The sequence below is a fragment of the Burkholderia cepacia complex sp. TUM26381 genome (assembly GCF_057439935.1).
This window is the reverse complement of record NZ_CM172007.1, coordinates 2,019,952-2,044,642: the sequence shown is the minus strand read 5'-3', so window position 1 is coordinate 2,044,642 and position 24,691 is coordinate 2,019,952. Positions and strand designations below refer to the sequence as shown.

22 protein-coding genes are annotated in these 24,691 nt (G+C 69.1%); 10 read left to right on the top strand and 12 right to left on the bottom strand.

Annotated elements, in window-relative coordinates; all coding sequences use genetic code 11:
* Positions 1 to 35: 35 nt before the first annotated feature.
* From ACWMMN_RS25870 to ACWMMN_RS25860, 3 genes are read right to left on the bottom strand one after another with little or no spacing between them, the layout of a single operon-like run.
* Positions 36 to 1,037: an HpnL family protein gene (locus ACWMMN_RS25870; protein WP_059237055.1), complete on the bottom strand. Its 1,002-nt coding sequence runs from the start codon at positions 1,035 to 1,037 to the stop codon at positions 36 to 38.
* Positions 1,034 to 1,843 carry a HalD/BesD family halogenase gene (locus ACWMMN_RS25865; RefSeq protein ID WP_059237054.1) on the bottom strand — a complete coding sequence of 270 codons (810 nt, stop codon included), beginning with the start codon at positions 1,841 to 1,843 and terminating at the stop codon, positions 1,034 to 1,036. Before ACWMMN_RS25865 ends, ACWMMN_RS25870 begins: the two co-directional genes overlap by 4 nt.
* Positions 1,840 to 2,520 (bottom strand): CDP-alcohol phosphatidyltransferase family protein, encoded by a 681-nt coding sequence (locus ACWMMN_RS25860; RefSeq protein ID WP_059237053.1) that lies wholly within the window; start codon positions 2,518 to 2,520, stop codon positions 1,840 to 1,842. Before ACWMMN_RS25860 ends, ACWMMN_RS25865 begins: the two co-directional genes overlap by 4 nt.
* Before the next feature lie 664 nt (positions 2,521 to 3,184).
* Between ACWMMN_RS25860 and scpC the strand changes: the two genes are divergently transcribed.
* Positions 3,185 to 4,699 carry a succinyl-CoA:acetate CoA-transferase ScpC gene (scpC, locus tag ACWMMN_RS25855; RefSeq protein ID WP_174991876.1) on the top strand — a complete coding sequence of 505 codons (1,515 nt, stop codon included), beginning with the start codon at positions 3,185 to 3,187 and terminating at the stop codon, positions 4,697 to 4,699.
* A gap of 42 nt (positions 4,700 to 4,741) precedes the next feature.
* Here the strand turns inward: scpC and ACWMMN_RS25850 are convergent, their stop codons facing one another.
* On the bottom strand, positions 4,742 to 6,271 hold the full coding sequence (locus tag ACWMMN_RS25850) for a DHA2 family efflux MFS transporter permease subunit (RefSeq protein ID WP_059237051.1): 1,530 nt from the start codon (positions 6,269 to 6,271) through the stop codon (positions 4,742 to 4,744).
* 135 nt (positions 6,272 to 6,406) lie between these two features.
* Here ACWMMN_RS25850 and ACWMMN_RS25845 point away from each other — a divergent pair, with 135 nt between their 5' ends.
* Positions 6,407 to 6,847, top strand: a complete 441-nt coding sequence (locus tag ACWMMN_RS25845) for a MarR family winged helix-turn-helix transcriptional regulator (RefSeq protein WP_059237050.1) — start codon at positions 6,407 to 6,409, stop codon at positions 6,845 to 6,847.
* Positions 6,848 to 6,982: 135 nt separating this feature from the next.
* Here ACWMMN_RS25845 and ACWMMN_RS25840 read toward each other — a convergent pair whose 3' ends face one another.
* On the bottom strand, positions 6,983 to 7,480 hold the full coding sequence (locus ACWMMN_RS25840; RefSeq protein WP_486423303.1) for a DUF2938 domain-containing protein: 498 nt from the start codon (positions 7,478 to 7,480) through the stop codon (positions 6,983 to 6,985).
* A 140-nt stretch (positions 7,481 to 7,620) separates the two neighbouring features.
* On the opposite strand from ACWMMN_RS25840, the gene ACWMMN_RS25835 reads away from it, so the two are divergent.
* A complete protein-coding gene (locus tag ACWMMN_RS25835; protein ID WP_059237048.1) occupies positions 7,621 to 8,046 on the top strand; it encodes a helix-turn-helix domain-containing protein in 426 nt (141 codons plus the stop codon).
* Positions 8,047 to 8,261: 215 nt separating this feature from the next.
* Positions 8,262 to 8,972, top strand: a complete 711-nt coding sequence (locus ACWMMN_RS25830; protein WP_486423302.1) for a hypothetical protein — start codon at positions 8,262 to 8,264, stop codon at positions 8,970 to 8,972.
* A 1-nt stretch (position 8,973) separates the two neighbouring features.
* Here the strand turns inward: ACWMMN_RS25830 and ACWMMN_RS25825 are convergent, their stop codons facing one another.
* Together ACWMMN_RS25825 and ACWMMN_RS25820 are read right to left on the bottom strand one after the other, a co-directional pair.
* Positions 8,974 to 9,855 (bottom strand): helix-hairpin-helix domain-containing protein, encoded by an 882-nt coding sequence (locus ACWMMN_RS25825; protein ID WP_059237046.1) that lies wholly within the window; start codon positions 9,853 to 9,855, stop codon positions 8,974 to 8,976.
* A 181-nt stretch (positions 9,856 to 10,036) separates the two neighbouring features.
* Positions 10,037 to 11,572 carry a sigma-70 family RNA polymerase sigma factor gene (locus ACWMMN_RS25820; protein ID WP_059237045.1) on the bottom strand — a complete coding sequence of 512 codons (1,536 nt, stop codon included), beginning with the start codon at positions 11,570 to 11,572 and terminating at the stop codon, positions 10,037 to 10,039.
* Positions 11,573 to 11,869: 297 nt separating this feature from the next.
* On the opposite strand from ACWMMN_RS25820, the gene ACWMMN_RS25815 reads away from it, so the two are divergent.
* Positions 11,870 to 12,292 (top strand): hypothetical protein, encoded by a 423-nt coding sequence (locus ACWMMN_RS25815; protein ID WP_486423301.1) that lies wholly within the window; start codon positions 11,870 to 11,872, stop codon positions 12,290 to 12,292.
* A gap of 43 nt (positions 12,293 to 12,335) precedes the next feature.
* Entirely contained in the window at positions 12,336 to 13,166 is an 831-nt protein-coding gene (locus ACWMMN_RS25810; protein ID WP_486423300.1) for an SH3 domain-containing protein, read from the top strand.
* Between the two features lie 125 nt (positions 13,167 to 13,291).
* Here ACWMMN_RS25810 and ilvD read toward each other — a convergent pair whose 3' ends face one another.
* The 5 genes from ilvD to ACWMMN_RS25785 form a co-directional block, all read right to left on the bottom strand.
* Positions 13,292 to 15,151, bottom strand: a complete 1,860-nt coding sequence (gene ilvD / locus ACWMMN_RS25805) for a dihydroxy-acid dehydratase (RefSeq protein WP_174991871.1) — start codon at positions 15,149 to 15,151, stop codon at positions 13,292 to 13,294.
* Between the two features lie 267 nt (positions 15,152 to 15,418).
* Entirely contained in the window at positions 15,419 to 16,441 is a 1,023-nt protein-coding gene (locus ACWMMN_RS25800) for an Ldh family oxidoreductase (protein WP_059237041.1), read from the bottom strand.
* On the bottom strand, positions 16,434 to 18,026 hold the full coding sequence (locus tag ACWMMN_RS25795; protein ID WP_059237040.1) for an aldehyde dehydrogenase (NADP(+)): 1,593 nt from the start codon (positions 18,024 to 18,026) through the stop codon (positions 16,434 to 16,436). The genes ACWMMN_RS25800 and ACWMMN_RS25795 overlap by 8 nt, the downstream gene beginning before the upstream one ends.
* Before the next feature lie 74 nt (positions 18,027 to 18,100).
* Positions 18,101 to 19,726, bottom strand: coding sequence for an APC family permease (locus ACWMMN_RS25790; RefSeq protein WP_059237039.1), 1,626 nt, complete (start codon positions 19,724 to 19,726; stop codon positions 18,101 to 18,103).
* A gap of 230 nt (positions 19,727 to 19,956) precedes the next feature.
* Positions 19,957 to 20,877, bottom strand: coding sequence for a dihydrodipicolinate synthase family protein (locus ACWMMN_RS25785; RefSeq protein WP_059237038.1), 921 nt, complete (start codon positions 20,875 to 20,877; stop codon positions 19,957 to 19,959).
* Between the two features lie 251 nt (positions 20,878 to 21,128).
* Here ACWMMN_RS25785 and ACWMMN_RS25780 point away from each other — a divergent pair, with 251 nt between their 5' ends.
* The 4 genes from ACWMMN_RS25780 to ACWMMN_RS25765 are packed head-to-tail and all read left to right on the top strand — an operon-like array spanning position 21,129 to position 24,680.
* The gene (locus tag ACWMMN_RS25780) at positions 21,129 to 22,061 is read left to right on the top strand and encodes a 4-hydroxyproline epimerase (RefSeq protein WP_174991945.1); all 933 of its coding nucleotides are present in this window, start codon (positions 21,129 to 21,131) and stop codon (positions 22,059 to 22,061) included.
* The gene (locus tag ACWMMN_RS25775; protein WP_174991869.1) at positions 22,058 to 23,185 is read left to right on the top strand and encodes an NAD(P)/FAD-dependent oxidoreductase; all 1,128 of its coding nucleotides are present in this window, start codon (positions 22,058 to 22,060) and stop codon (positions 23,183 to 23,185) included. The genes ACWMMN_RS25780 and ACWMMN_RS25775 overlap by 4 nt, the downstream gene beginning before the upstream one ends.
* The gene (locus ACWMMN_RS25770; RefSeq protein WP_011355492.1) at positions 23,182 to 23,415 is read left to right on the top strand and encodes a 2Fe-2S iron-sulfur cluster-binding protein; all 234 of its coding nucleotides are present in this window, start codon (positions 23,182 to 23,184) and stop codon (positions 23,413 to 23,415) included. The genes ACWMMN_RS25775 and ACWMMN_RS25770 overlap by 4 nt, the downstream gene beginning before the upstream one ends.
* A complete protein-coding gene (locus ACWMMN_RS25765; RefSeq protein WP_486423299.1) occupies positions 23,412 to 24,680 on the top strand; it encodes an FAD-dependent oxidoreductase in 1,269 nt (422 codons plus the stop codon). Before ACWMMN_RS25770 ends, ACWMMN_RS25765 begins: the two co-directional genes overlap by 4 nt.
* The last annotated feature ends 11 nt before the right edge of the window (positions 24,681 to 24,691 follow it).

Below are 24,691 nucleotides of genomic sequence, written 5' to 3'. Positions count from 1 at the left end.
GGGTTCTCCAACCAAAAAGCCGGCGATCTGAACGATCAGTCGGCGAGCGGCTGCGGCGCACGGCGCCGCTGCCAGTTTCTTTCACTGAAATGCAGATAGAGCAGGCCGGGCAGGCCGAGCGCGAGTTCGCGCGCGCGCTTCGCGAGCGACAGCGCGAGCGCCGCGTCGGGAGGCAGTCCGACCAGCGGGGCGAGCAGCAGGTAGCCGCCCTCCTGCGCACCGAGCGAGCCCGGGATCGCGAAGGCCGCACCACGGATCGCCTGGCCGACGCTTTCCAGCAGCAGCGCGTCGAGCCAGCTCACCGGGTGCCCGAGGAAGTGCAGCGCTAGCCACACTTCCGCGGTGCCGACGATCCAGCCGACGAGGCTCAACGCGAACGTCTTCGCGACTTTCGCGCGATCGCGGTACAGCGCGCCGACCGCGTCGTCGATTGCGTCGGCGCGCGTGGCCAGCGACGACCAGTCGCGCGGGCCGAGCAGCTTCGACGCGAGGCGCAGGCCGCGGCCGAACAGCCCGCGCCGCTGCGCCGCATAGAACAGCACCGCGAGCGCGCCGAGCACGCCGGTCGCGATCAGCGCGGGCGTGCGCAGGTGCGCGACCGACTCGTGCGTCGCATACAGGCTGAATGCGGCGATCCCGATCAGCGCGAACGCCATCTGCGCGAGCGCCTGCATCGTCGTGCTGACGGTCACGGCGGCGGCCGCGTCGGCCATCCGCGTGCCGCGCTGCGCGAGGTGGCGCACCATCAGCACGGGGCCGCCGATCTGCCCGGCGGGCAGCAGGCTGTTCACCGATTCGCCGACCCAGCGCGCGCGCAGTGCGTTGCCGAGCTCGGCGCCCGGCTGGCCGCGGCGGAACATCACGGAGATCGCGATGGCATCGATCACGAGGGGCACGACGTGGAACGCTGCGACGAGCGCGAGGCCCCAGCCGGCCGCGAGGAACGTGGACGCGACCGCGCCGACGCCCTGCCAGGCAAGGAGTGCGATGAAGAGTGCCGTCCCGAGGGACAGCAGGATGAGGCCCGCGCGTGTCATGATCCGGTCGTGCGCCGCGTGGCCAGCTGCTTGAACACCTGGCGGAAACCGAAATACGCGATCGCGTCCTTCATGTTCGAGATGAAGCGCTTCCACGGCCGCATGCCCGGGTTCGTCACGTATTCGAACGTGAGCGATACGCGCATCTCGTTCTGGCCGAGCGGCGTGATGCGGTGGCGCAGCTTGTCGCCGTCGAACAGCACGATGCCGCCGTCGGCGATCTGCACCGAGCCCGGTTCGTCGGCCACGTCGGGATTGCGCGTGTGCAGCTCGTAGTCGAGCCGGCACGACGATTCGTCGATCACGCCGATCAGCAGCGTGTAGCGGCGGCCGTCGTAGTACGACGTGTCGTAATGCCAGCCGATGTGGTCGCCGGGCTTCGTGTAGTAGTACAGCGCGTAGGCATGCGGATCGTCGTCCGGCGACAGCATCAGCTTGTCGCCCGTGACTTTCTCGAGGAACCCGATCAGCGCCTTCGAGCGATACAGCTCGGCGATGTACGGCGCCTGCTCGTCGATCGTATGGCGGCTCACGCTGCCGCCCTGCTTGTGGCCGGGCAGGTAATTGCGATTCAGGCCGGCCTGCATCGCGCGGGCGGCGTCCGCGAGCTTCGCGTGCGCGTCGGCCGGCAGGAAGGCATCGAGGTACAGGAACGAGCCCTGGCGCGTGTAGTCGCTGCGCAGGCGGTCGAGGTCGAGATGGCCGACGCGGTCGGCCACGGTGCGATCGGGGTCGGCCGCGGCCGCGCGCACGGGCGCGGGGCGTGCCGGGCTCAGCACGGAGTCGTCGCGCGTGCTAGGAGTCATTTGGAAGCCTGGATTTCAGTTGAATTCTGCGGGGCGTTGCCGCGGCGGACGATGCGCCACCAGTCGATCACGACCCATGCGGCGAACAGCGGGGCGCCGATCGACGCCGCGAGCAGGAACGGCTCGACGCCGTCCACGAGCGTCACGATCGGCAGCAGGTACAGCACGTCCTCGGTTTCGAAGCCGCCTGCGAATGCCTGCTTGGTGCCGGCCTTGCCGGCGATCGATTCGATCCGCATGCGCAGGAAGAAGATCAGCGCGACGGCCGCGCCGGCCACGGCGCCGAGCAGCACCGGCGATGCTGCCATCTGGCCGCCCTGGGCGACGATGCCGAGGCCCATGCTGACGAACAGCGCGACCGTCACGAGCGCATCGGCCGCGAGATCGTAAAAATGACCGATCTTGCTGGACTTGCCGCTGATGCGCGCGAGTTCGCCATCGGTGTGATCGACGAAGTTCGACAGCACGATCAGGAACGCGCCTGCGTTGCTCCAGCCGAAGCCGCCGTGCGCAAGGCACCAGGCGCCGGCGAGGCCGATCAGCAGGCGAACGGTAGTGAGGTGATTCGGGGTGACGGGTGTATCGACGAGCGGTCGGACAAGCGAGCGCGCGAGCCGCGCATCCCAGGTGCGTGGCAGGGGGGGCTCGGAGCGTGTGGCGGTTTTTCTTTGGTCCATCGGCGAAATATATACGGAATTGTAATTTGGTGCTTTTTATTCGATCAATGTCCTGACATGCGGGAGTGTTACCGCGTCTTGCGCGTATCGGCCGGTCGATCCCGGACGTGCGCAAGCGCGGGCGATCGGGACGGCAAACGGCGCGGCCGGACCCGTATTCCAGTGTGGCTCGCGTCACGCGGCTGTCAAGGACGGACGGGCCTCGCAGGCCGATCTGCCGGAGCTTTTCGAGCGAGCCGGCGGGCGGCGCGCAGCGCATGCGACGTTGATGTGCGTCAGGTCCGGAAAAGCCGCATCGGGTGACAATTGGCCGCGCCGCGGTTTCATCGGCGATTACCGATCGCCGGGCGGCAAATTGCAAAGAAAATCCGCCGATTGATGCGCGAAGGTTGGCGATCCGTGTCCGGTCATTCGTTCCGATGCTTTCGTGCACCTTTCGCGTGCATCCGGCGCGTGCGGATTGCCTGTCACAGAACGGTCGTTCGATACCCGGCATATTCGGCAAGGATCTTTTGCATCCAGCGGACATTTCGCGGCGATGGCCTCTGCGATACTCCGACCGTGCCTGTGGTGCCGGCCGCCCCGCGCGGCCCCAAGGGCTTCATGTCGCTCAGGAGACACCCCCCGCGACGTCAACGACAGATCAAAGCGTCAGAAACCAGCCATGTCTTCATCACGCATCCTCGCTCCCGCCCTGCGTTCGCTCGTCCGCACCGCCGACGAAGCCGCCGCGCTGATCCGTCCCGGCATGACCGTCGCCATGAGCGGCTTCACCGGTTCGGGCTACCCGAAGGCCGTACCGGCCGCGCTTGCCACCCATATCGACGCGGCGCACGCGCGCGGCGAGGATTTCCGGATCAACGTGCTGACCGGCGCATCGACCGCGCCGGAACTCGACGGCGCGCTTGCCCGCACCAACGGCATCTCGATGCGGCTGCCGTACCAGTCCGACCCGACGCTGCGCGACAAGATCAACAGCGGTGAAGTCGATTACCAGGACGTCCACCTGAGCCACGTCGCGCAGTACGCGTGGTTCGGGCTGTACGGCGATCTCGACGTCGCGATCGTCGAAGTCGCCGGCATCCGCGAGGACGGCCTGCTGATCCCGTCCGCGTCGATCGGCAACAACAAGACCTGGCTGGAGCGCGCGAAGCACGTGATCCTCGAGGTCAACTCGCGTCAGCCGCTCGGCCTCGACGGGATGCACGACATCTACTACGGCACCGCGCTGCCGCCGCACCGCAAGCCGATTCCGCTGACGAAGAGCGACGACCGGATCGGCGAGCCGTACCTGCGCTGCCCGGCCGACAAGATCGTCGCGATCGTCGAGACCGACGCGCCCGATCGCAGCAATGCGTTTTCCGCGCCGGACGCGACGTCGAAGCAGATCGCGCTGCAGCTGATCGACTTCCTGCGCCACGAAGTGAAGCGCGGCCGCCTGCCGGAAAACCTGCTGCCGCTGCAGTCGGGCGTCGGCAACATCACCAACGCGGTGCTCGCGGAACTCAGCTCGGCCGGCTTCTCGAACCTGACCGCCTACACCGAAGTGATCCAGGACGGCATGCTCGACCTGCTCGACGACGGCACGCTGAGCTTCGCGTCGGCCACTGCGCTGTCGTTGAGCCCGGCCGCCGTGCAGCGCTTCGCCGACGAAATCGCGACGTTCCGCGAGAAGATCGTGCTGCGCCCGCAGGAGATCAGCAACCATCCGGAACTCGTGCGCCGCCTCGGCTGCATCGCGATGAACGGGATGATCGAGGCCGACATCTACGGCAACGTGAACTCGACCCACGTGATGGGCACGAAGATCCAGAACGGCATCGGCGGCTCGGGCGATTTCGCGCGCAACGGCTACCTGTCGTGCTTCATGTCGGCGAGTACCGCGAAGGGCGGTGCGATCTCGCGGATCGTGCCGATGGCGAGCCACGTCGACCATACCGAGCACGACGTCGCGGTGGTCGTGACCGAGCAGGGCCTGGCCGACCTGCGCGGCCTGTCGCCGAAGCAGCGCGCGCGCAAGGTCATCGCGACCTGCGCGCATCCCGACTACCGGCCGATGCTCGAGGACTACTTCGAGCGCGCATCGCACGAGAGCTTCGGCAAGCACACGCCGCACCTGCTCGCCGAGGCGCTGTCGTGGCACGAGCGCTACGTGCGGACCGGCACGATGAAGGTCTGACGCGGCCACACGCGGATCGGGCGCGCGCCGCGCGTGCGCCCGTCAGTCCATCGCCGCGTGCGCAACGTCGACGCTCGCCGTTTTCTGCGGCGGGCGGATCAGCAGCAATAGCGGGATCATCAGCAGCGTCGCGACGAACATCAGCTTGAAGTCGTTCAGGTAAGCGATCATCGTCGCCTGCTGGTTGATCGTGCGGTCGAGCAGCGCGATGTCGAGGCGGCTGCCGGTCATCGCCTGCACGGCCGGGTTGAACGGCGTGATGTGGGTGGCGAGGTCGGCATGCGCGACCTGCGTGTTGCGCGTCATCAGCGTCTGCACGATCGAGATGCCGATACTGCTGCCGATGTTGCGCATCAGGCTGTAGGTGGCCGTGCCGTCCGCGCGCAGGTCGGGCGGCAGCGTCGAGAACGACAGCGCGCTCAGCGGCACGAACACGAGCCCCAGCCCGAAGCCCTGGACCACACCCGGCCACACGATGTCCGATTCGGACAGCACGACCGTGTACTGCATCATCTGCCACAGCGCGAGCGCGGAAATCGACAGCCCCGCGAGCAGCAGCATCCGCGCATCCACGTACTTCAACAGCCTGCCGACGAACAGCATCGCGATCATCGTGCCGGCGCCGCTCGGCGCGGTGACGAGGCCCGTCGTCGCGACCGGGTAGCCCATCAGGTTCTGCAGCATCGGCGGCAGCAGCGCACGCGTCGCGTACAGCACCGCGCCGACCACGAAGATGAACAGCGTGCCCGTCGCGAAGTTCGGGTCGCGCAGCAGTTCCGACTTGAAGAACGACGCCTTGCCGGCGGTCGCCGTGTGCACGAGGAAGAACGCGAAGCTGAGCGCGGCGACGAGCGCCTCGATGCGGATTTCGTACGAACCGAACCAGTCGAGCTGTTCGCCGCGGTCGAGCATCGCCTGGAACGCGCCGATCGCGAGCGCCAGCGTCGCGAAGCCGAACGCGTCGAATTTCACGTGCGGGCGCGGTGCGCGCGCCGGCAGGAAGGTCATCACGCCGGCGAGCGCGAACGCGCCGATCGGCACGTTGATGAAGAACACCCAGCGCCAGTTGTAGCTGTCGGTGAGCCAGCCGCCGAGCGTCGGGCCGAGGATCGGGCCGACCATCACGCCCATCCCCCAGATCGCCATCGCCTGGCCTTGTTTCTCGCGCGGGTTGATGTCGAGCAGGATCGACTGGGACAGCGGTACCAGCGCGGCACCGAACACGCCCTGCAGCAGCCGCGCGCCGACGATCTGCACGAGCGTCTCCGACAGCCCGCACAGCGCCGACGCCACCGTGAAGCCCGCGATCGACACGATCAGCAGCCGTTTGACGCTGAGCCGGTCGGACAGCCAGCCGGTGAGCGGCGTCGCGATCGCCGCGGCGACGATGTAGGAGGTCAGCACCCACGTGATTTCGTCCTGCGACGCGGACAGCGTGCCCTGCATGTGCGGCAGCGCGACGTTCGCGATCGTGCTGTCGAGGGTCTGGATCAGCGTGGCGAGCATGATCGACAGGGTCAGCATCGGCCGGTTCAGGGCGGGCGAGGCGGGGGCGTCGGCGGCGGGGTTCAAGCGGGTGTCTCCGTGGGGTGGTCGCCGTGGGCGGCGATCCGGTATGGCTCAAGTTATAAGCACGCTTATTATATAGCTGCTTATCGCCAGGGCGCGAGCCACGGCTGGTTGACGGCTTGACCCTATAATCGGCGGATGGACAAGACTTACGAGAACCGGATCGGTTACCTGATCGCCGACGTGGCCCGCCTGAACGGACGCCTGTTCGACCGGCGCGCGAAGCGCATCGGGCTGACGCGGGCGCAAAGCCGCGTGCTCGCGTACCTGACGTGGAAGGGCGAGATGAACCAGGCGCGGCTGGCCGAATGGCTCGAGATCACGCCGATCTCGCTCACGCGGCTGCTCGACCGGATGGAAAGTTACGGCTGGATCGAACGCGTCGCGAACGACGACGACCGGCGCGCGTTCGTGATCCGGCTGACCGACAAGGCGCGCGAGATCTTTCCGCAGATGCTGGAAGTGGGCGATACCGTCGCCGACGACGGGCTGCGCGGCTTCACGCCCGACGAACGCGATACGCTGGTGCGGCTGCTCGGCCGCGTACGCCACAACCTGATCGATTGCGGCGGGGAGTGACGTGGGCGCCTGCGCGGGGCGCCGGAGGGCTGGAAACAACGGGAGCGCCGACGGATCGCGCGTTTGCACGATGAACCGCCGACGGCTGCCGGTTGAATGCGCGCGGCCGGGCACCGCTCATGTGAAGCCGGATGTTCAACGGGCCAGCGCCGCGAGCGCGAAAGCCGCGAGATAGAGTCCCACCCCGTACGACAGATGCGTGACGAGGCTGCGCCGGCGCGCGATGCCCGGATGCGGCGTGCGCGATGCCGCGATGCCGAAACCGAATGCCGGCTGCATCACGAAGAACGGCGCGACTACGCTCGCGACGCCGGCGACGAGCGCGGGAAGGGGCGTCGGCGTGTCGATCCATGCCGTGCCCGCGATCGCGACGGGCAACGCCGCGAACGCGATGCCGATCGCGTAATGCGCGAGCCAGCCGAGCGCACGCTCGCCCGCCACGGGCGACGCGGCGACGATCGACGCATGCCGGAACCGGCCGTGCATCATGTGGCCAATCCAGCGGCCGACCAGTGCGTAATCGAGCGACGGAGTGCCGAATGCACGCCGCCGGAACAGCGTCCACAGATCCATCAAGAACGTCGCGCCCGCGCCGATCAGCAGCAGGTTCAACAGAACGTCGGACGAACTCATTGCGCACCTCCACGGCAGGCGGCGATGGCTGCGCGACGCAGCGGAATGCAAGGCGGTTTCAACGGTTTCATGGCGGTTCGTGCTTGTCTCGATGGAGTCGAGCGGTTATCTTGCAACTTCAAGTTCACTTGAGGTCAAGCATGAGCCGACTGGACATTGCGGACGTCGCGCGGCGCACGGGATTGCCCGCGTCGACGCTGCGCTACTACGAGGAAAAGGGGCTGATCGTGCCGATCGGCCGGCACGGGCTGCGGCGGCAGTACGACGAGTCGGTGCTGGAACGCCTGGCGTTGATCGCGCTTGGCCGCGAGGCCGGTTTCTCGCTCGACGACATCCTCGCGATGGTCGGCGCGGACGGCCGGCCCGCAATCGATCGCGCGAAGCTCGACGGCAAGGCCGACGAGCTCGACCGCACGATCCGCCGTCTCGGTGCGGTACGCGATGCGTTGCGGCATGCGGTCGCGTGCCCGGCGGCGAACCATCTCGAATGCCCGTCGTTCCAGAAACTGCTGCGCATCGCCGCGCATCGTCATCCGGCGCGCCGCACGAAGGCGGAAGGCGCGTAGGCCGCGAGCCCGCGCGATGCGCGGGGGGCGTAGCGGCCCGGCCGCAGGGGGCGCCGCCGCCATGCGCAGCCGGACGTCGCACACGAAAACAGAAACAACAGGGTTGCCACGTGTCGTTATTGCTTGCGCCATTACTTGTGCTTTACCTGCTTCCGGCCGCGTATGCGGCATCGAAGATCGGGCCGCATTACGGATTTCTCGCGGGGTGCGCAACGATGGCGGCCGTGCTGGCAGCGCAGACCGCGCTGCTGACGTGGAGCGTGGGCTGGTTGGAGCGGCGGCGCGGGGGCAGCGTCCAACCCGCAGCGCCGGCCGCGCCAGGCGACGATGCAGGGGCCGAGCCTGACGATGAGTCCGCGGACGAGCTGGGCGACGAACCCGACGTGCCGCTTCAATACGGCGAACACGCGCGATTCAAGCAACTGGTGCTGGTTGACGACGAGGCGCGATGCGGTATCACGCGCCGTTTCTACGACGGGTTGAAGGGGAGGATCGAAGCGTTCGTGGAGGTCGAGTCCGGTCGCGGCGGATCGGATGCGGCGATGGTGTCGGCGGCCGAACTGGCGGCGTCAGGGCACATGCTGGCCACGTCGACGGACGACACGCTGACGGTGTTCGCGTCGAACGACGGTGCGTGGTCGGGATTCCGCGCCGGCGATGACTGGTTCCGGTTCCGCCATGGTGCGATCACGAAGTTCCAGCTCGACTTGGTGATGCCGGTTCGCTGGGTCGGCGGCTACATGGTGTCGCTCACGTTCGACGTGCCGGAGCGGGGCAAGGCGGACGATTACGTGTCGCATTGGACATCGCTCAATCTCGACCTCGAACACGCACGTCGCCGTTCACGCACGCTCACCCGTGCATGTCGCGAGATCGCGTCGCTGCTCGACGCAGCGTTCGACGTCAGCGAATCCTCCGACGCATGATTCATCCCGCGTAATACACGCGGCATTCCATCTCGCGCCCGCGCACGATGCGCTTGCCGACGAGCGAGCCGAACGTTTCGGTGAACACGGTGCGCTGGTGCTCGCACTGCGCGGCGTCGTAGAAGTAGAGCGAAACCCAGTCCGTCGGGCGGACGGCTTCCGGCGTGCGCATCGACGCATGCAGGCTCAGCGCGGTGAAATGCCAGCCGCCCTTGGTCATGTGCATCACGGGCGGCGGGACGTACGCGTCCGCGTTCAGGCGCCGGTGCGCGAGCGTCGGCAGCACGCCGGCGGCGGCCTTGTTGCGGTACTGGCGATCGATGTAAAGCAGCAGTTCGACGGGCGGCTCCGTGCCCGGACCGGCGTTTTGCATGTGGCCCAGCCAGCGCCGCCGGCGGCTCAGCACGTCGTCGAGCGCGGCGCGGATGCCGACCGCACGCCGCGGGCCGACGCCCGCGATCGTTTCGAGCTGGCCGTTGCGGGCCGCGCGTTCGAGTTCCTCGAGCGTGTCGATGTGCAGTGCGTCGTGAATGCGCAGCGCGAGCGCGTGGCCGATGCCCGGCACCGCTTCGAAAGCGGACGTACGTTCGGCATCGCCGCGCAGGCGGTCGAGCTGGCGCCAGCGTCCCGTCACCAGCAACTCGGCGATCGCCTGCGCGACGCCCGTGCCGATGTCGGGCAGCGCGCCGAGCGTGTCGATGCCGCCTGACTCGAACAAGGTGCGGAGATCACGGTCGAGCGCGTCGACCGTATCGGCCGCCGCGCGATATGCGGCGACCCGGTACGGGTTCGCGCCCTGGTCGACGAGCCACTGCGCGGCCTCGCGCAGGCAGGCCGCGATATGCCGGTTTTCCTCGTGCGTTTGGCTGACGGCCGACTGCATGGCAAAGGACCCGGGGTAGCACAAACGGAATGGACGCGGCGAGCGATGCGCCGGTCGGCTTTCAACCATTGTCGCGACGCGCGATGAAGAAAACTTGATGCACGTCAATGGCAAACGTAGCACAGGCGCGAAGCGCACGGTCGTGCCATGAAGCGGCACGGCCGTGCGTCGCGTGGCGCGGTTACGCGTCGAGGAACGACTGCGCGTTTTCGGCCTCGGCGGCCGTGCGCAGCGCGGCGAGCGCCCGTTTCTCGATCTGCCGCACGCGTTCCCGCGACATCCCCGCGTCCTGCGCGATCGCGTCGTAGGTATCGGGTTCGGCGCCGCCAAGGCCGAACCGCCGGCGCAGCACGTCGGCTTCGGCCGGCGTGACCGACCGGAGCAGCGAGCGCACGCATTCGCGCATGCGAGTGTCGGCCAGTTGCTCGAACGGGCTGGCCGACGTCTGGTCCTCGATCAGCTCCACGAGGCCGGTGTCCGCGTCGGGCAGCGGCGTATCGAGCGAGAGCGGCTCGGCGGGCAGCGCGAGCACCGCGCGCAGCTTGTCCTCGTCGAGGCCGGTTTCGGCCGCGAGTTCGGCCGGCGTCGCCCGGCGGCCCGTACGCTGGCGAAAGCGCAGCGCATGCCGCTGCACGCGCTGGTACTGGTCGCCGACGTGCACGGGCACGCGGATCGTGCGGGAACGATCGGCGACCGCGCGCGTGATCGCCTGACGAATCCACCAGGTCGCGTAGGTCGAGAACTTGAACCCGCGCCGGTATTCGAACTTCTCGATCGCACGCATCAGGCCGAGGGAGCCATCCTGCACGAGGTCGGACAGGTCGACGCCGCGGTTCATGTACTTGCGCGCGATCGACAGCACGAGCCGCAGGTTCGCCTCGAGCATCGCGCGCGTCGCATCGCGCACTTTCTGCTGGCCGTCGTTCAGCGCCGCCGCGAGGGCCCGCCGTGCGACCGCGTCGAAGCGGGCGGCTTCGCCTGTTGCGTCGCCATGCGGCGCGGTTGCGAGCGTACGCACGACGCGGCCGGCATCGTCGACGGCCGGTGCCACCCACGCAAGCGAACCGAGCAGGGTGGCCACGCGGTTGCGCGCGTCGCGGTAGTCGTCCGAACGGAAGCCATGCGCCTGCAACGCGTCGCGCAACGCCGGGACAGCGGCCTGCAGCGCGTCGTAGCGGGCAGGGGCGGGCGTATCGGCAGCGTCGTCGTCGGCCGTGGCGGTTGCACCGGTCGCCCCCGTCGCGCCGTGACGCACCAGCAGCGCATCGACTGCCGCCGGATAGCCGGCAATCGCGTGCAGCATCTGGTGGCGGCCCGTCTCGATCTCTCGGGCGAGCACGATTTCGCCTTCGCGCGTGAGCAGCGGCACGGCCTGCATGCGCCGCATGTAGAGCGCGAGCGGATCGGTCGACGCGGCCGTGCCGCGTGTCAGGTCGCCGAGCATCGCGCGGCCTTCGTCGAGCGCGTCGCGATCGACGTCGACCGGCGCCGCGCCGGCGAACGGCGCGGGCGCGGCCGGCTCGTCGAGCACGGCGATGCCGATGTCGGCAAGCGCGGCGCGCACGACGTCGAGCGCGTCGGGGCTGTCGCTTTCCGGCGGCAGCGCGTCGACGAGATCGGCGTGCGTCAGATAACCCTGCTCGCCGGCGAGCGCCAGCAACTGGATGATCGGATCGAGCGGTGTGTCCGCCCGGGGAGTGGGGCGTGGCGTAGTCATGTCGATGGCGGCGCGAGCCGCGTTCCTGTCTGGGCGGGCCGAAGCTCGCCGGTTTGCGGTTGCCGGTTGCTCGCGAACGCTCGTCCGCGCCGGTCAGCCTGACATCGTTCAAGTTGAGGGCATTTGCGCCAACTTCAACGCCGGCGCGGTGGACGGGCCAGCACGCGGCGTGCCTGCGCGGCCGTCCGGGGCAGGAAACAAAAAGTAACCGATCATACGCGCGGAAATCTGCAGGGGACGTAAGCTAGAGTCAGGCGCGCGCCCGGCGGCGGCGCGCGGATTCTGCCGGAGCAACAGATGAACCCGATTCCCGCCGCGAGACCCGCCGTCATCGCGCTGGCCGCCCTGACGCTGGGCGGCTGCTACTACTCGAGTCCGTACGGCTATGCGCCTTATTACGCGCCGGTGCCCGCCACGGTGACGCAGCGTGAAATCCCGGCCGCACCGGCGACGCCCGGTCCGGCCCCTTCCACGATGCCTGTCACGCCAGACTACGTCGATGCGCAGGCGCCCGTGTATGTCGCACCGGCCTATGTGCCGCCGCCGTATCCGTACTACTACCCCGCGTATTACTCGGGCTGGTACGGGCCGCCCGTCACGATCGGCTTCTGGGGCCGCTGGGGCGGCGGATACTGGGGCGGGCGCGGCGGGTACTGGCATCGCCCGTGGGGCGGCGGGCATTGGGGCGGCGGCCACTGGGGCGGCGGCCATCGGCACTGATCGAGATTGACCGGCGCGCGGCGGCACCGCGCGGGAGAGCATCATGAGTAACACGATTGTCCGAAGTCTGTGCGTCGTCCTGGCCGGCCTTGCGGCCGCGCCGGGCATCGCCGATGCGCAGAGCAGCGCTTACACGAACTCGCCGGCCGAGCTGTTTGCGGGGCCGGCGCCCGATTATCCGGTGGTCGCGCAGATCCCGCCCGACACCGCGCTGGACGTATTCGGCTGCCTGAGCGACTACTCGTGGTGCGACGTCGCGCTGCCGGGCGTGCGCGGCTGGATCGATGCGCAGTTGCTCGAGTATCCGTATCAGGGCAACTACGTGCCGTTGCTCGAATACGGCGCGATCATCGGGGTCCCGGTGACGGGATTCGCGATCGCCGCGTACTGGGATCGCTATTACCGGCACCGCCCGTGGTATCACGACCGCGATCGCTGGGCGAATCGTCCGGAACCGAGGCTCGGCCCCGGGGGCAGGCCGCCGGGGCAAGGCCGGCCGCAACCGGGCGCGCCGATGCAGGTTGCGCCGGGCGGCCCGCCGCCCGTGCATGACGCGCGGCCGTCGGCTGCACGCGGCGGCTGGAACGGTGCGATCCGCACACCGCCGCCGGCAGCACCGGCGCCTGCGCCGATGCCGGGCGGGGCGGGCAATGCGCGTCCTGCCGGCCCGCCGCCGGCCGTGTTGCGCCCGCCGCCCGCACCGGGCGGCGAGGTCCGCACGATGCCGCCGGTGCGTCAGGGCGGTGGTGGCGGCGGCGGCGGCGGTTATGCGCGGCCGCAAGGCGGCGGAAACGGTGGCGGAAACGGGGGCGGTAACCACGGCGGCGGCGGGGGCGGCGGGGGAGGCGGTGGCCCCGAGGATTTCCGCCATTGATGTCGCCGGTGCCTGGATCTATCCGGGCACCGGACGAAAAAAAACCGCTCCGGAGAGCGGTTTTCGATTCGGGCGAGCGGTCGGCTGCGTAGCCTCCTTCCGGCCGTCGCCGGTCGCCCGCTGCGTCAGTCGTCGAGCAGCGACAGGTCGCGCACGGCGCCCTTGTCGGCCGACATGACCAGTTTCGCGTACGCCTTCAGTGCCGCGGATACCTTGCGCGGACGCGGCTGCGCCGGCTTCCAGCCCTTCGCGTTCTGCTCTTCGCGGCGGCGCGCCAGTTCCTCGTCCGACACCAGCACGTCGATCGTGCGGTTCGGGATGTCGATGCGGATCTTGTCGCCGTTGCGCACGAGGCCGATCGCGCCGCCTGCTGCCGCTTCCGGCGAGCAGTGGCCGATCGACAGGCCCGACGTGCCGCCCGAGAAACGGCCGTCCGTCAGCAGCGCGCAGGCCTTGCCGAGCCCCTTCGACTTGATGTAGCTGGTCGGGTAGAGCATTTCCTGCATGCCCGGGCCGCCCTTCGGGCCTTCGTAGCGCACGATCACCACGTCGCCGGCCTTGACCTTGTCGTTCAGGATGTTCTCGACCGCTTCGTCCTGCGATTCGGTCACGTGAGCCGCGCCCTCGAACACGAGGATGCTTTCGTCGACGCCGGCCGTCTTCACCACGCAACCGTCGAGCGCGATGTTGCCCGTCAGCACGGCGAGGCCGCCTTCCTTCGAGAACGCATGCTCGTACGAACGGATGCAGCCTTCGGCGCGGTCGAGGTCGAGGCTCGGCCAGCGCGTGTTCTGGCTGAATGCGACCTGGGTCGGGATGCCGGCCGGGCCGGCGAGGTAGAACGTGCGGACCGCGTCGTCCTGGGTGCGCACGATGTCCCACTGGTCGAGCGCATCTTTCAGCGTCGGTGCGTGCACGGTCGGTGCATCGGTGTGCAGCTTCCCGGCGCGGTCGAGCTCGCCGAGGATCGCCATGATGCCGCCTGCGCGGTGCACGTCCTCGATGTGGTACTTGTTCGTGTTCGGTGCGACCTTGCACAGCTGCGGCACGGTGCGCGACAGGCGGTCGATGTCCTTCATCGTGAAGTCGATGCCGGCTTCCTGTGCGATCGCGAGCAGGTGCAGGATCGTGTTGGTCGACCCGCCCATCGCGATGTCGAGCGTCATCGCGTTCTCGAACGCGGCGAAGCCGACCGAGCGCGGCAGCACGCGTTCGTCGTCCTGCTCGTAGTGCTGGCGCGTCAGTTCGACGATGCGACGGCCGGCGCGCTTGAACAGCTGTTCGCGATCGGCGTGCGTGGCGACCACCGTGCCGTTGCCGGGCAGCGACAGGCCGAGCGCTTCGGTCAGGCAGTTCATCGAGTTCGCGGTGAACATGCCCGAGCACGAACCGCAGGTCGGGCAGGCCGAGCGTTCGACTTCGGCGACTTCGGCGTCCGAATACGACGGGTCGACCGCGATCACCATCGCGTCGACGAGGTCGAGCTTCTTCAGTTCGACGGTCTTGGTGACCGGGTTCGCGAGGCGCGTCTTGCCGGCTTCCATCGGGCCGCCCGACACGAAGATCACCGGAATGTTGAGGCGCATCGCGGCCATCAGCATCCCCGGCGTGATCTTGTCGCAGTTCGAGATGCACACCATCGCGTCCGCGCAGTGCGCGTTCACCATGTATTCGACCGAGTCGGCGATGATGTCGCGGCTCGGCAGCGAATACAGCATGCCGTCGTGACCCATCGCGATGCCGTCGTCGACCGCGATCGTGTTGAATTCCTTTGCGACGCCGCCGGCGGCTTCGATCTCGCGCGCGACGAGCTGGCCGAGATCCTTCAGGTGCACGTGCCCGGGCACGAACTGCGTGAACGAGTTGACGACCGCGATGATCGGCTTCGAGAAATCGTCGTCTTTCATACCGGTGGCGCGCCACAGCGAGCGCGCACCTGCCATGTTGCGGCCGGCGGTGGAGGTTTTGGAACGGTAAGTGGGCATGGTGGTTGCTGAAGAAATATCGCGGGAAAAGGGTGGAGGCACGGGAATAAAGGCCTCTCTCGCGCCCGTGCGAACAACCTCTTGAGCTGCGCCCTGGGCAAACCCGGCGATTATCCCACAGCCGCCGCGGGCGTGGCGTTCACGGGGCCGGGGCGGGCGGGGCGGCGTGACGAACGGGGGCTGCGGGCTGCCCGCCTGGCCGGTTCGGGAGGCGGCCGAGGCGCCTTCGTGACGATGACGAGCGCGCGCCGCCCCCGGTGCCCCGCGTCAGTCGAGCAGCGTCAGGATCTCGTCGTACAGCGCCTGCGGAATCCGCACGCCGTTCGCGATGCTGCGCGCGCGGGCGTCGAAGCGCCGTTGCGACGGCAGCCGCGCACCCTGCGCGACGATCGATTCGAACATCCGTTCGCCGCGCTGGAGCCCTGCGTCGAGATCGTCGCCGAGGAACACCTTCGGGTCGAACGCGATCACGAGCTCGCCGTGGCACGGCGTTGCGCCGACGCCTTCGTCGAAGTCCATCGATTCCCGGCTCGTCATGTCGCCGATCAGCGCGCCGCCGAGCAGTTCGACCATCGCCGCGAGCGCCGAGCCCTTGTGGCCGCCGAACGTGCGCATCGCGCCCTGCAGCGCGGCCTTCGGGTCGGTGGTCGGCTGGCCGTCGGCGTCGATCGCCCAGTGCGACGGAATCGCCTTGCCTTGCTTCGCGTGCAGCTCGATGTCGCCGCGCGCGATCGCGCTCGTCGCGAAATCGAACACGAACGGCGTGCCGCCCGGGCGCGGCCATGCGAATGCGATCGGGTTCGTGCCGAACACGGGTTCGCGGCCGCCTTCCGGTGCGACCCAGCTATGGCTCGGGTTCATCGCGATGCCGACCAGCCCTTCGGCCGCGATTGCCTCGACCTCGGGCCACAACGCGGAGAAGTGGTAGCAGTGATTGATCGTCATCGCGGCGATGCCGTGCTGCTTCGCCATCTCGACGAGCACGGGCAGCCCGGTCTCGAAGCTCAGCAGCGAGAAGCCGCGATGCGCGTCGACCGAGACGATCGACGACGACAGCCGGCGCAGCGTCGGCACCGCTTGCGGATCGACCTTGCCCTTCTTCAGCGACCGCACGCAGACGAGCAGCCGGTACACGCCGTGCGAATGGCATTCGTCGCGCTGGCCTTGCGTGATGACGTTGGCGATGGCCCGCGCATGCGCGTCGGACATCCCGTGGTGCGTCAGCACGCGCAGCGCGAGCGCATGGACTTCATCGAGCGACAGGACGACTTCGGCGGTTTGCTCAGCCATGATTCACCTCGCGCGGCGCGGGCACGCCGTCGATGCGTTGCGGCACGTTTAGCGGATTGCCGCTGCGGATCGCGTCCGGCAGCAGCGCGTCCGGCAGGTCCTGGTACGACACGGGGCGCAGGAAGCGCTCGATCGCGCGTGCGCCGACGGATGTCGTGCGCGTGTCGGACGTCGCCGGGAACGGGCCGCCGTGCACCATCGCATGACCGACCTCGACGCCCGTGCCGAAGCCGTTGACGAGAATGCGGCCGGCCTTGCGCTCGAGCGTCGGGCGCAGCGCGGCGAACAGCGCCGCGTCGCCGTCGGCGAGGTGCGCGGCGATCGTCAGCTGGCCTTCGAGCGACTTCAGCACGCGATGCAGCGTGTCGGCATCCGGGCAGCGGACGATCAGCGACGCGGGGCCGAACACTTCGTCGCGCAGTTCGGGGCGCGCGACGAACGCGTCGGCGGACGTCGCGAACAGCGCTGCGCGGGCCTGAAGACGGCCGCCTTCGGCACCTTCCGCCAGTGGCTCGACCGCATCGTGATTGCGCAGCGCCGCGACGCCTTGCGCATAGCTCGCGTGGATATGCGGCGTCAGCATCGTCTGCGCGGCCGCCGCGCGCACGGCAACGGCCGCCGCGGCTTCGAACGCGCGCAGCGCCGGGCCGTCGACGGCGAGCACCAGGCCGGGGTTCGTGCAGAACTGGCCGGCGCCGAGCGTGAGCGATGCGACGAACTGCGGCGCGATCGCGTCGTGGCGCGCGTCGAGCGCGGCGGGGCACAGCAGCACGGGATTGATCGAGCTCATTTCCGCATAGACCGGAACCGGCTCGGGGCGCGCGGCCGCGATGTGCATCAGCGCGACGCCGCCGCGCCGCGAGCCGGTGAAGCCGACGGCCTTGATGCGCGGATCGGCGACGAGTGCCTGGCCGATCTCGCGCGATGCGTCGAACAGCAACGAGAACACGCCGGCCGGCATTCCGCATTCGCGCGCGGCCTGCTGGATCGCGCGGCCGACGAGTTCCGACGTGCCCGGATGCGCGGAGTGCGCCTTGACGATCACCGGGCAGCCGGCCGCCAGCGCCGACGCCGTATCGCCGCCGGCGACCGAGAACGCGAGCGGGAAGTTCGACGCGCCGAACACGGCGACGGGCCCGACCGCGACGTTGCGCAGCCGCAGGTCGACGCGCGGCAGCGGCTTGCGTTCGGGGCGCGCCGGATCGATCCGCGCGTCGAGAAAGCCGCCGTCGCGCACGAGCGCCGCGAACAGCGCGAGCTGGCCGACCGTGCGGCCGCGCTCGCCTTCGACGCGTGCGCGCGGCAGCCCCGTTTCGATGACGCAGCGCTCGATCAGGTCGTCGCCGAGCGCCATGATGTGGCGGCCGATCGCATCGAGAAACGCGGCGCGGGCTTCGAGCGACGTTTCGCGATAGCGGTCGAACGCGTCGTCGGCGAGCGCGCAGGCCGTCTCGAGGTCATGCAGGCTTGCGCCGCCGAAAGCGGGTTCGAGCGGTTCGCCGGTTGCGGCGGCGATCGCATGGAGGGTGCCGTTCTGTCCGGCGACGGCCGACTGGCCGATCAGGAGCTGACCTGTGAGTTGCATGGTGTGCCTCGGAAAAAGCAGGGGCCGGGCGTGGAGCGCCCGGCCGATGGAAAGGGGAAAAGGGCGCGGGCGCGTCAGTCCTCGTCGTCGTCGAGCTGCAGCTTGTCGGCGCGCACGCCGGTGTTGGCGCCCCAGTAGTAGATGACGAGCGCGACGGCCGCGACGACGCCCGTGTCGTACGGATGCGCGAGGCGGCCCGTGCCGCCGAAGCCGCCGAGATACGACAGCACGATCATCGCGGCATAGAACGCGATCAGCCACGCCGACGAGCGCACCTGTTCGGCGAGGCTCAGGTGCGCGGTCGGCACCCAGCGGCGGCACGCGAGATAGATGACGAACATCGCGATCTGCAGGCCGAGCAGCCAGGACACCGTGCTCCAGCCCGACCAGTAGACGATCAGCGCGGCGATCACGAACGACGCGGGGCCGGTGATGCCGAACGCGCTCGCGCGGAACGGCCGTGGCAGGTCGGGCGCGGTGCGGCGCAGCGCGGCGACCGACACCGGCGCGACGGCATAGCTCAACACGAGCGCGGCCGACACGATGTTGATCAGCGCTTCCCACGACGGGAACGGCAGCGTCCAGAAGATCGCGAGGCCGAACGTGAGCCACAGGCCCGCGCGCGGGATGCCCGACGCTTCGTCGACGCGCGTGAACACCTTGAAGAACGTGCCCGTCTTCGCCCAGCCGTAGATGACGCGCGGCGTCGCGTTCATGTAGATGTTGCCGCAGCCGCTCGGCGAGATCATCGCGTCGGCGACGACCATCACCGCGAGCCAGCCGACGCCGAGCGCGAGCGCGATGTCGCGGTACGGCAGCGAGAACGCCTTGCTCACGTCGTGCCAGCCGGCGGCGAGCATCGCGGTCGGGATGCTGCCGATGAACGCGAGCTGCAGCAGCACGTAGATCAGCGTCGACAGCAGGATCGACAGGATCAGCGCGATCGGGATCGTGCGTTGCGGATTGCGCACCTCGCTCGCGACCGACACGATCGGCGTGAGCCCGAGGTACGCGAAGATGATGCCGCCGGCGGACACGGCCATTTCGATGCCCGGCATGCCGAACGGCGCGAAGCCGTGCACGGTCAGGTTCGCGGGCTTGAAGAACGTGAACAGCACGCCGATCACCGCGAGCGGCACGATGAACTTGAAGATGCTGATGATGTTGTTCGCTTTTGCGAACGTCTTCACGCTCGAATAGTTCAGGTAAAAGAAGAAGCAGAGCAGCGCGGCCTGCACGAGCCAGCCGAGCGTGGTCGGGTCGCTCGATCCTTCGGCCGTCAGGCCCGGAAACCACGCGGCCGCATACTGGCGCGCGGCGACGACCTCGATCGCGATCAGGCTCGAAAAGGCGATCAGCGTGATGAAGCCCATCAGGTAGCCGAGCAGCGGGCCGTGCGAGAACACCGGATAGCGCACGACGCCACCGGCGCGCGGCAGCGCGGCGCCGAGTTCGCAGTAGACGATGCCGAGCAGCAGCACCGCGAAGCCGCCGAGCAGCCACGAGAAGATGCCGGCCGGGCCCGCGATCGTCGACACGTGACTCGCGGCGAACAGCCACCCCGAACCGAAAATGGCGCCGAGACCGATGAACGTGAGATCGGTCAGCGACAGCTGTTTCTTGAACTTGCCGTGACCCGCGTCGGGGTGCGCGGAACGGGAAAGCGGGACAGACGGGTGAGCGTTGCCTTGGCCTGGCATGGGCTTGTCTCCTAGGGGGAATATCGGCACAGGCTTGAGGTGCGCCGCGCTCCGACGGAGCAGCGGCGCTTGCCTGCCGGCCGGCGTCGCCCGGTTCGAACGACCGGGGCGGGGCTCGGGCCGTTCACGCGCGGCGCGGGCTGGCGCCGGGGCGAACGGGTCCGCAGGCCATGCTGGACCGGAGACGGCGGCGTGCAGGGGAAGCCTGCGCGCCGCCGCAAGGGAGTCGATCAGAGACCGACGTCGGGCAGTACCGGGCGCGTTTCGAGCGCCTTCGCGACGATCGCCTTCACTTCCGCGAGCGTGTCGCCCTGCAGCGCGAGGCGCGGCGGACGCGTGATCGCGCTGCCGCGGCCGACCAGTTCTTCGCACAGCTTGATGCACTGCACGAGGTCGGGGCGTGCATCGAGGTGCAGCAGCGGCATGAACCAGCGGTACAGCGCGAGCGCTTCGTCGAAGCGCTTCTGCTTCGCGAGGCGGAACAGCGTCTCGCCTTCCTTCGGGAACGCGTTCGACATGCCCGACACCCAGCCTTCGGCGCCGACCGCGATGCTCTCGACCACGACGTCGTCGAGGCCAGCGAACAGCACGAAGCGATCGCCGACCGCATTGCGCAGGTCGATGAAGCGGCGCGTATCGCCAGACGAATCCTTGAAGCAGACGATGTTCTCGCAATCCTGCAGTGCGATCAGCACGTCGGGCGTCACGTCGTTCTTGTAGATCGGCGGGTTGTTGTAGACCATCACCGGCAGGTCGGTGCTCGTCGCGACCGCGCGGAAGTGCGCGGCGGTTTCGTGCGGCTTCGCCGAGTACACGAGCGCGGGCATCACCATCACGCCGTCGACGCCGACGCGCTGCGCTTCGCGCACCGTGTTGCGCGCGAATTCGGTCGTGAATTCGGCGATGCCGGCGATCACCGGAATCTTGCCGCCGGCCGCGTCGCGCGCAGCCTCGATCACCTGGAGCTTCTCGCTCGTCGACAGCGACGTGTTCTCGCCGACCGTGCCGCAGACCACGAGGCCCGACACGCCGTCGTTCACCAGGTTCTTGACCACGCGGTGCGTGGCGTCGATGTCGAGGGAAAAGTCCGGCTTGAACTGGGTGCTGACGGCCGGGAAAACCCCGGTCCACTGAATGGCGTTTCGGCTCACTGAAATCTCCTACGTTTGTATCGGTCGGCCGACAGGTGTGTCGGTGTGGCAACCAGTATCGCCGCGCAAATGCCCATCACGCTTGAGTCGTATCGCGGAGCAAAATGACGAAATCGGCACAGCGGCCGGCAGGGGCGCGGCGGGCGCGTTGCACTATGCCGATTTCGTCGTCGTCCTCATCGAAAAGCCACAAGCGGGCGGACGCGCGACGGAGGAAGCTATGCTCCTTTCCCCACTTCGGACGGCTCATGATGAAGCGCATCCAGATCATCGATTCGCACACGGGCGGCGAACCCACTCGGCTCGTCGTGTCCGGCTTCCCGTCGCTCGGCAGCGGCACGATGGCCGAGCGACGCGACGTGCTCGCGCGCGAGCACGACCGTTACCGCACCGCGTGCATCCTCGAGCCGCGCGGCAGCGACGTGCTGGTCGGCGCGCTGCTGTGCGAACCCGTATCGCCCGACGCGGCGGCCGGCGTGATCTTCTTCAACAATAGCGGCTATCTCGGGATGTGCGGGCACGGCACGATCGGTGTCGTGCGCACGCTGCATCACATGGGGCGCATCGCGCCCGGCATGCACCGGATCGAAACGCCCGTCGGCACCGTCGAGGCGACGCTGCACGACGACCTGTCGGTCAGCGTGCGCAACGTGCCTGCATATCGTCATGCGCAGGACGTCGCGCTCGACGTGCCGGGATACGGCCCCGTGAAGGGCGACATCGCGTGGGGCGGCAACTGGTTCTTCCTGATCAGCGACCATAGGCAGCGCGTGACCGGCGACAACGTCGCGGCGCTCACTGCGTACGCGTCGGCCGTGCGCGAAGGGCTCGAACGTGCGGGCATCACCGGCGCGAACGGCGGCGAGATCGACCACATCGAGCTGTTTGCCGGCGACCCCGAGCACGACAGCCGCAGCTTCGTGCTGTGTCCGGGCCTTGCATACGACCGTTCGCCGTGCGGCACCGGCACCAGCGCGAAGCTCGCGTGCCTTGCGGCCGACGGCAAGCTTGCGCCGGGTGCCGTGTGGCGGCAGGCGAGCGTGATCGGCAGCGTGTTCCACGCGAGCTACGAGCAGGCCGACGGCGGCATCGTGCCGACGATTCGCGGCAGCGCGCACCTGAGCGCGGAAGCGACGCTGCTGATCGAGGAAGACGATCCGTTCGGCTGGGGCATCGGGTCGTGAGCGAAACGAAGACCGACGTCGTCGTGATCGGCGCCGGCATCGTCGGCGCGGCGTGCGCGCACGAACTCGCGCAGCGCGGGCTGCGCGTGCTGGTCGTCGACGACGCGAGCGGCGGCGCGACCGGCGCGGGCATGGGCCACCTCGTCGCGATGGACGACAACGCGGCCGAGCTCGCGCTGAGTCACTACTCGATCGAATTGTGGCGCGCGTTGAGCGGCGAGATGCCCGAAGGCTGCGCGTACCGCAACTGCGGCACGCTGTGGCTCGCGGCCGATGCGCACGAGATGGATCTGGCACGCGCGAAGCAGGCGACGCTCGCCGCACACGGCGTGGCGGGCGAACTGATCGACGCGACGGCGCTCGCGCAACTGGAGCCGATGCTGCGCGCGGGGCTCGGCGGTGCGCTGAAGATTCCCGGCGACGCGATTCTTTACGCGCCCGTCACCGCGAACTGGCTGCTGCAGCGCGCGCCGCGCATCACGTTGCGTCGCGACCGGGCCGTCGCGGTTGACGGCCCGGGCGTGGTGCTTGCAAGCGGCGACACGCTGTGCGCCGAACGCGTGGTCGTCGCGAATGGTGTCGCGGCACGCACACTGTTGCCCGAACTGCCGCTGCGCCCGAAAAAGGGCCACCTGCTGATCACCGACCGCTATCCGGGGCACGTGTCGCACCAGCTCGTCGAACTCGGCTATGCCGCAAGCGCGCATGCGAGCGACGGTACGTCGGTCGCGTTCAACGTGCAGCCGCGGCCGACCGGCCAGTTGCTGATTGGTTCGTCGCGCCAGTTCGACACCGAGGATGCGCGTGTCGAGCCGCCCGTGCTCGCGCGGATGCTGCGCCGCGCGGTCGGCTACCTGCCGGATCTGGCTGACCTGAACGGCATCCGTTCATGGACAGGATTCCGTTCCGCGAGCCCCGACGGCCTGCCGCTGCTCGGCGAGCACCCGGCGCGGCCGGGCGTGTGGCTCGCGGTCGGGCACGAAGGGCTCGGCGTGACGACCGCGCCGGGCAGCGCGCGGCTCATTGCCGCGCTGATGGCCGGCGAGCGGCCGCCGATCGATATCGAACCGTATTTGCCGGGACGCTTCCTGACCGCGTCCCCCGTCGCCGGAGCGCTGACATGATCATTCATCTGGACGGCCGCGCGCTGACGGTGGCCGACGGCGCGACCGTCGCGGCCGCTGTCGCGGCGAGCGGCGACGACACGACACGTGTGTCGTGCACGGGCGCGGCGCGCGCGCCGTTTTGCGGAATGGGCGTCTGCCAGGAATGCCGGATGACGATCGACGGCCGGCGCCGGCTGGCTTGCCAGACATTGTGCCGTGACGGGATGCAGGTGGAGCGTACGCGATGAAACAGGAACGACTGAGCGTCGACGTCGCGATCGTCGGCGCGGGCCCGGCCGGGTTGTCGGCCGCGCGGGCCGCGGCGAAAGGCGGCGCGACGGTCGCGATCGTCGACGACAACCCGCGGGCGGGCGGGCAGATCTGGCGGCAAGGCGTAGCGGCCACACCGGTACCGGTCGCCGCTGAACGCCTCGCCGTGCTGCGGCAGCCGGGCGTCACGCATCTCGCAGCGACGCGCATCGTCGCCGAAACGCAGCCGGGCACGCTGCTGCTCGAGGACGACGAGCGCGGGCTGCTGCTCGATTTCCGGACGCTGATTCTTTGCTGCGGCGCACGCGAACTGCTGCTGCCGTTTCCGGGCTGGACGCTGCCCGGCGTCACCGGCGCGGGCGGTTTGCAGGCGTTGATCAAGTACGGCCTCGATGTGCGCGGGCAGCGCACGGTGATCGCGGGCAGCGGGCCGCTGCTGCTGGCGAGCGCGGCGACGGCCCGTCAGTCCGGGGCACGTGTGTCGCACGTGCTCGAGCAGGCCGCATGGGGCGACGTGGCGGGCTTCGGCGCGGGGTTGTGGCGCTGGCCGTCGAAGCTCGCGCAGGCCGCGAAGCTCGTCACGGCGGCTTACCGGCCCGATGCGCACGTCGTCGAGGCGTTCGGCGACAAGCGGCTCGAACGTGTCCGGATCCGTCAGGGCGATCGCGAGTTCGACGTCGATTGCGAGCGGCTCGCGTGCGGCTTCGGCCTCGTGCCGAATACCGTGCTGCCGAGCCATCTCGGCTGCCGGATCGACAACGGTGCGGTGGCGGTCGATGCGCACCAGCGCACGAGCCGCGACGGGGTTTTCGCGGCGGGCGAGTGTACGGGCGTCGGCGGCAGCGAACTGGCGATGGTCGAAGGCGAAATCGCCGGTTACGCGGCGACCGGGCAAACGGCGCCGTTGGCTGCGCTCGTCGCGCGGCGCGCGCACTGGCAGGCGTTCGCGGACGCGGTACGCGAGCGCTTCGCGATCCGCGAGCCGGTCCGCCGGCTCGCGCGGCCCGATACGCTGCTGTGCCGTTGCGAGGATGTGCGTGTCGATGCGGTCGTGCAGGAGCCCGGCTGGACGGCCGCGAAGCTGCAGTCGCGTTGCGGGATGGGCGCGTGCCAGGGCCGCGTCTGCGGTGCGGCCGCGCAGGCGCTGTTCGGCTGGACGCCGCCGGTGCCGCGTACGCCGCTCGTGCCTGCGCGGGTCGGCACGCTGATGCTCGACGGCACGGCATCCTGCGACGGCGCGTGACGTGCCGCCTC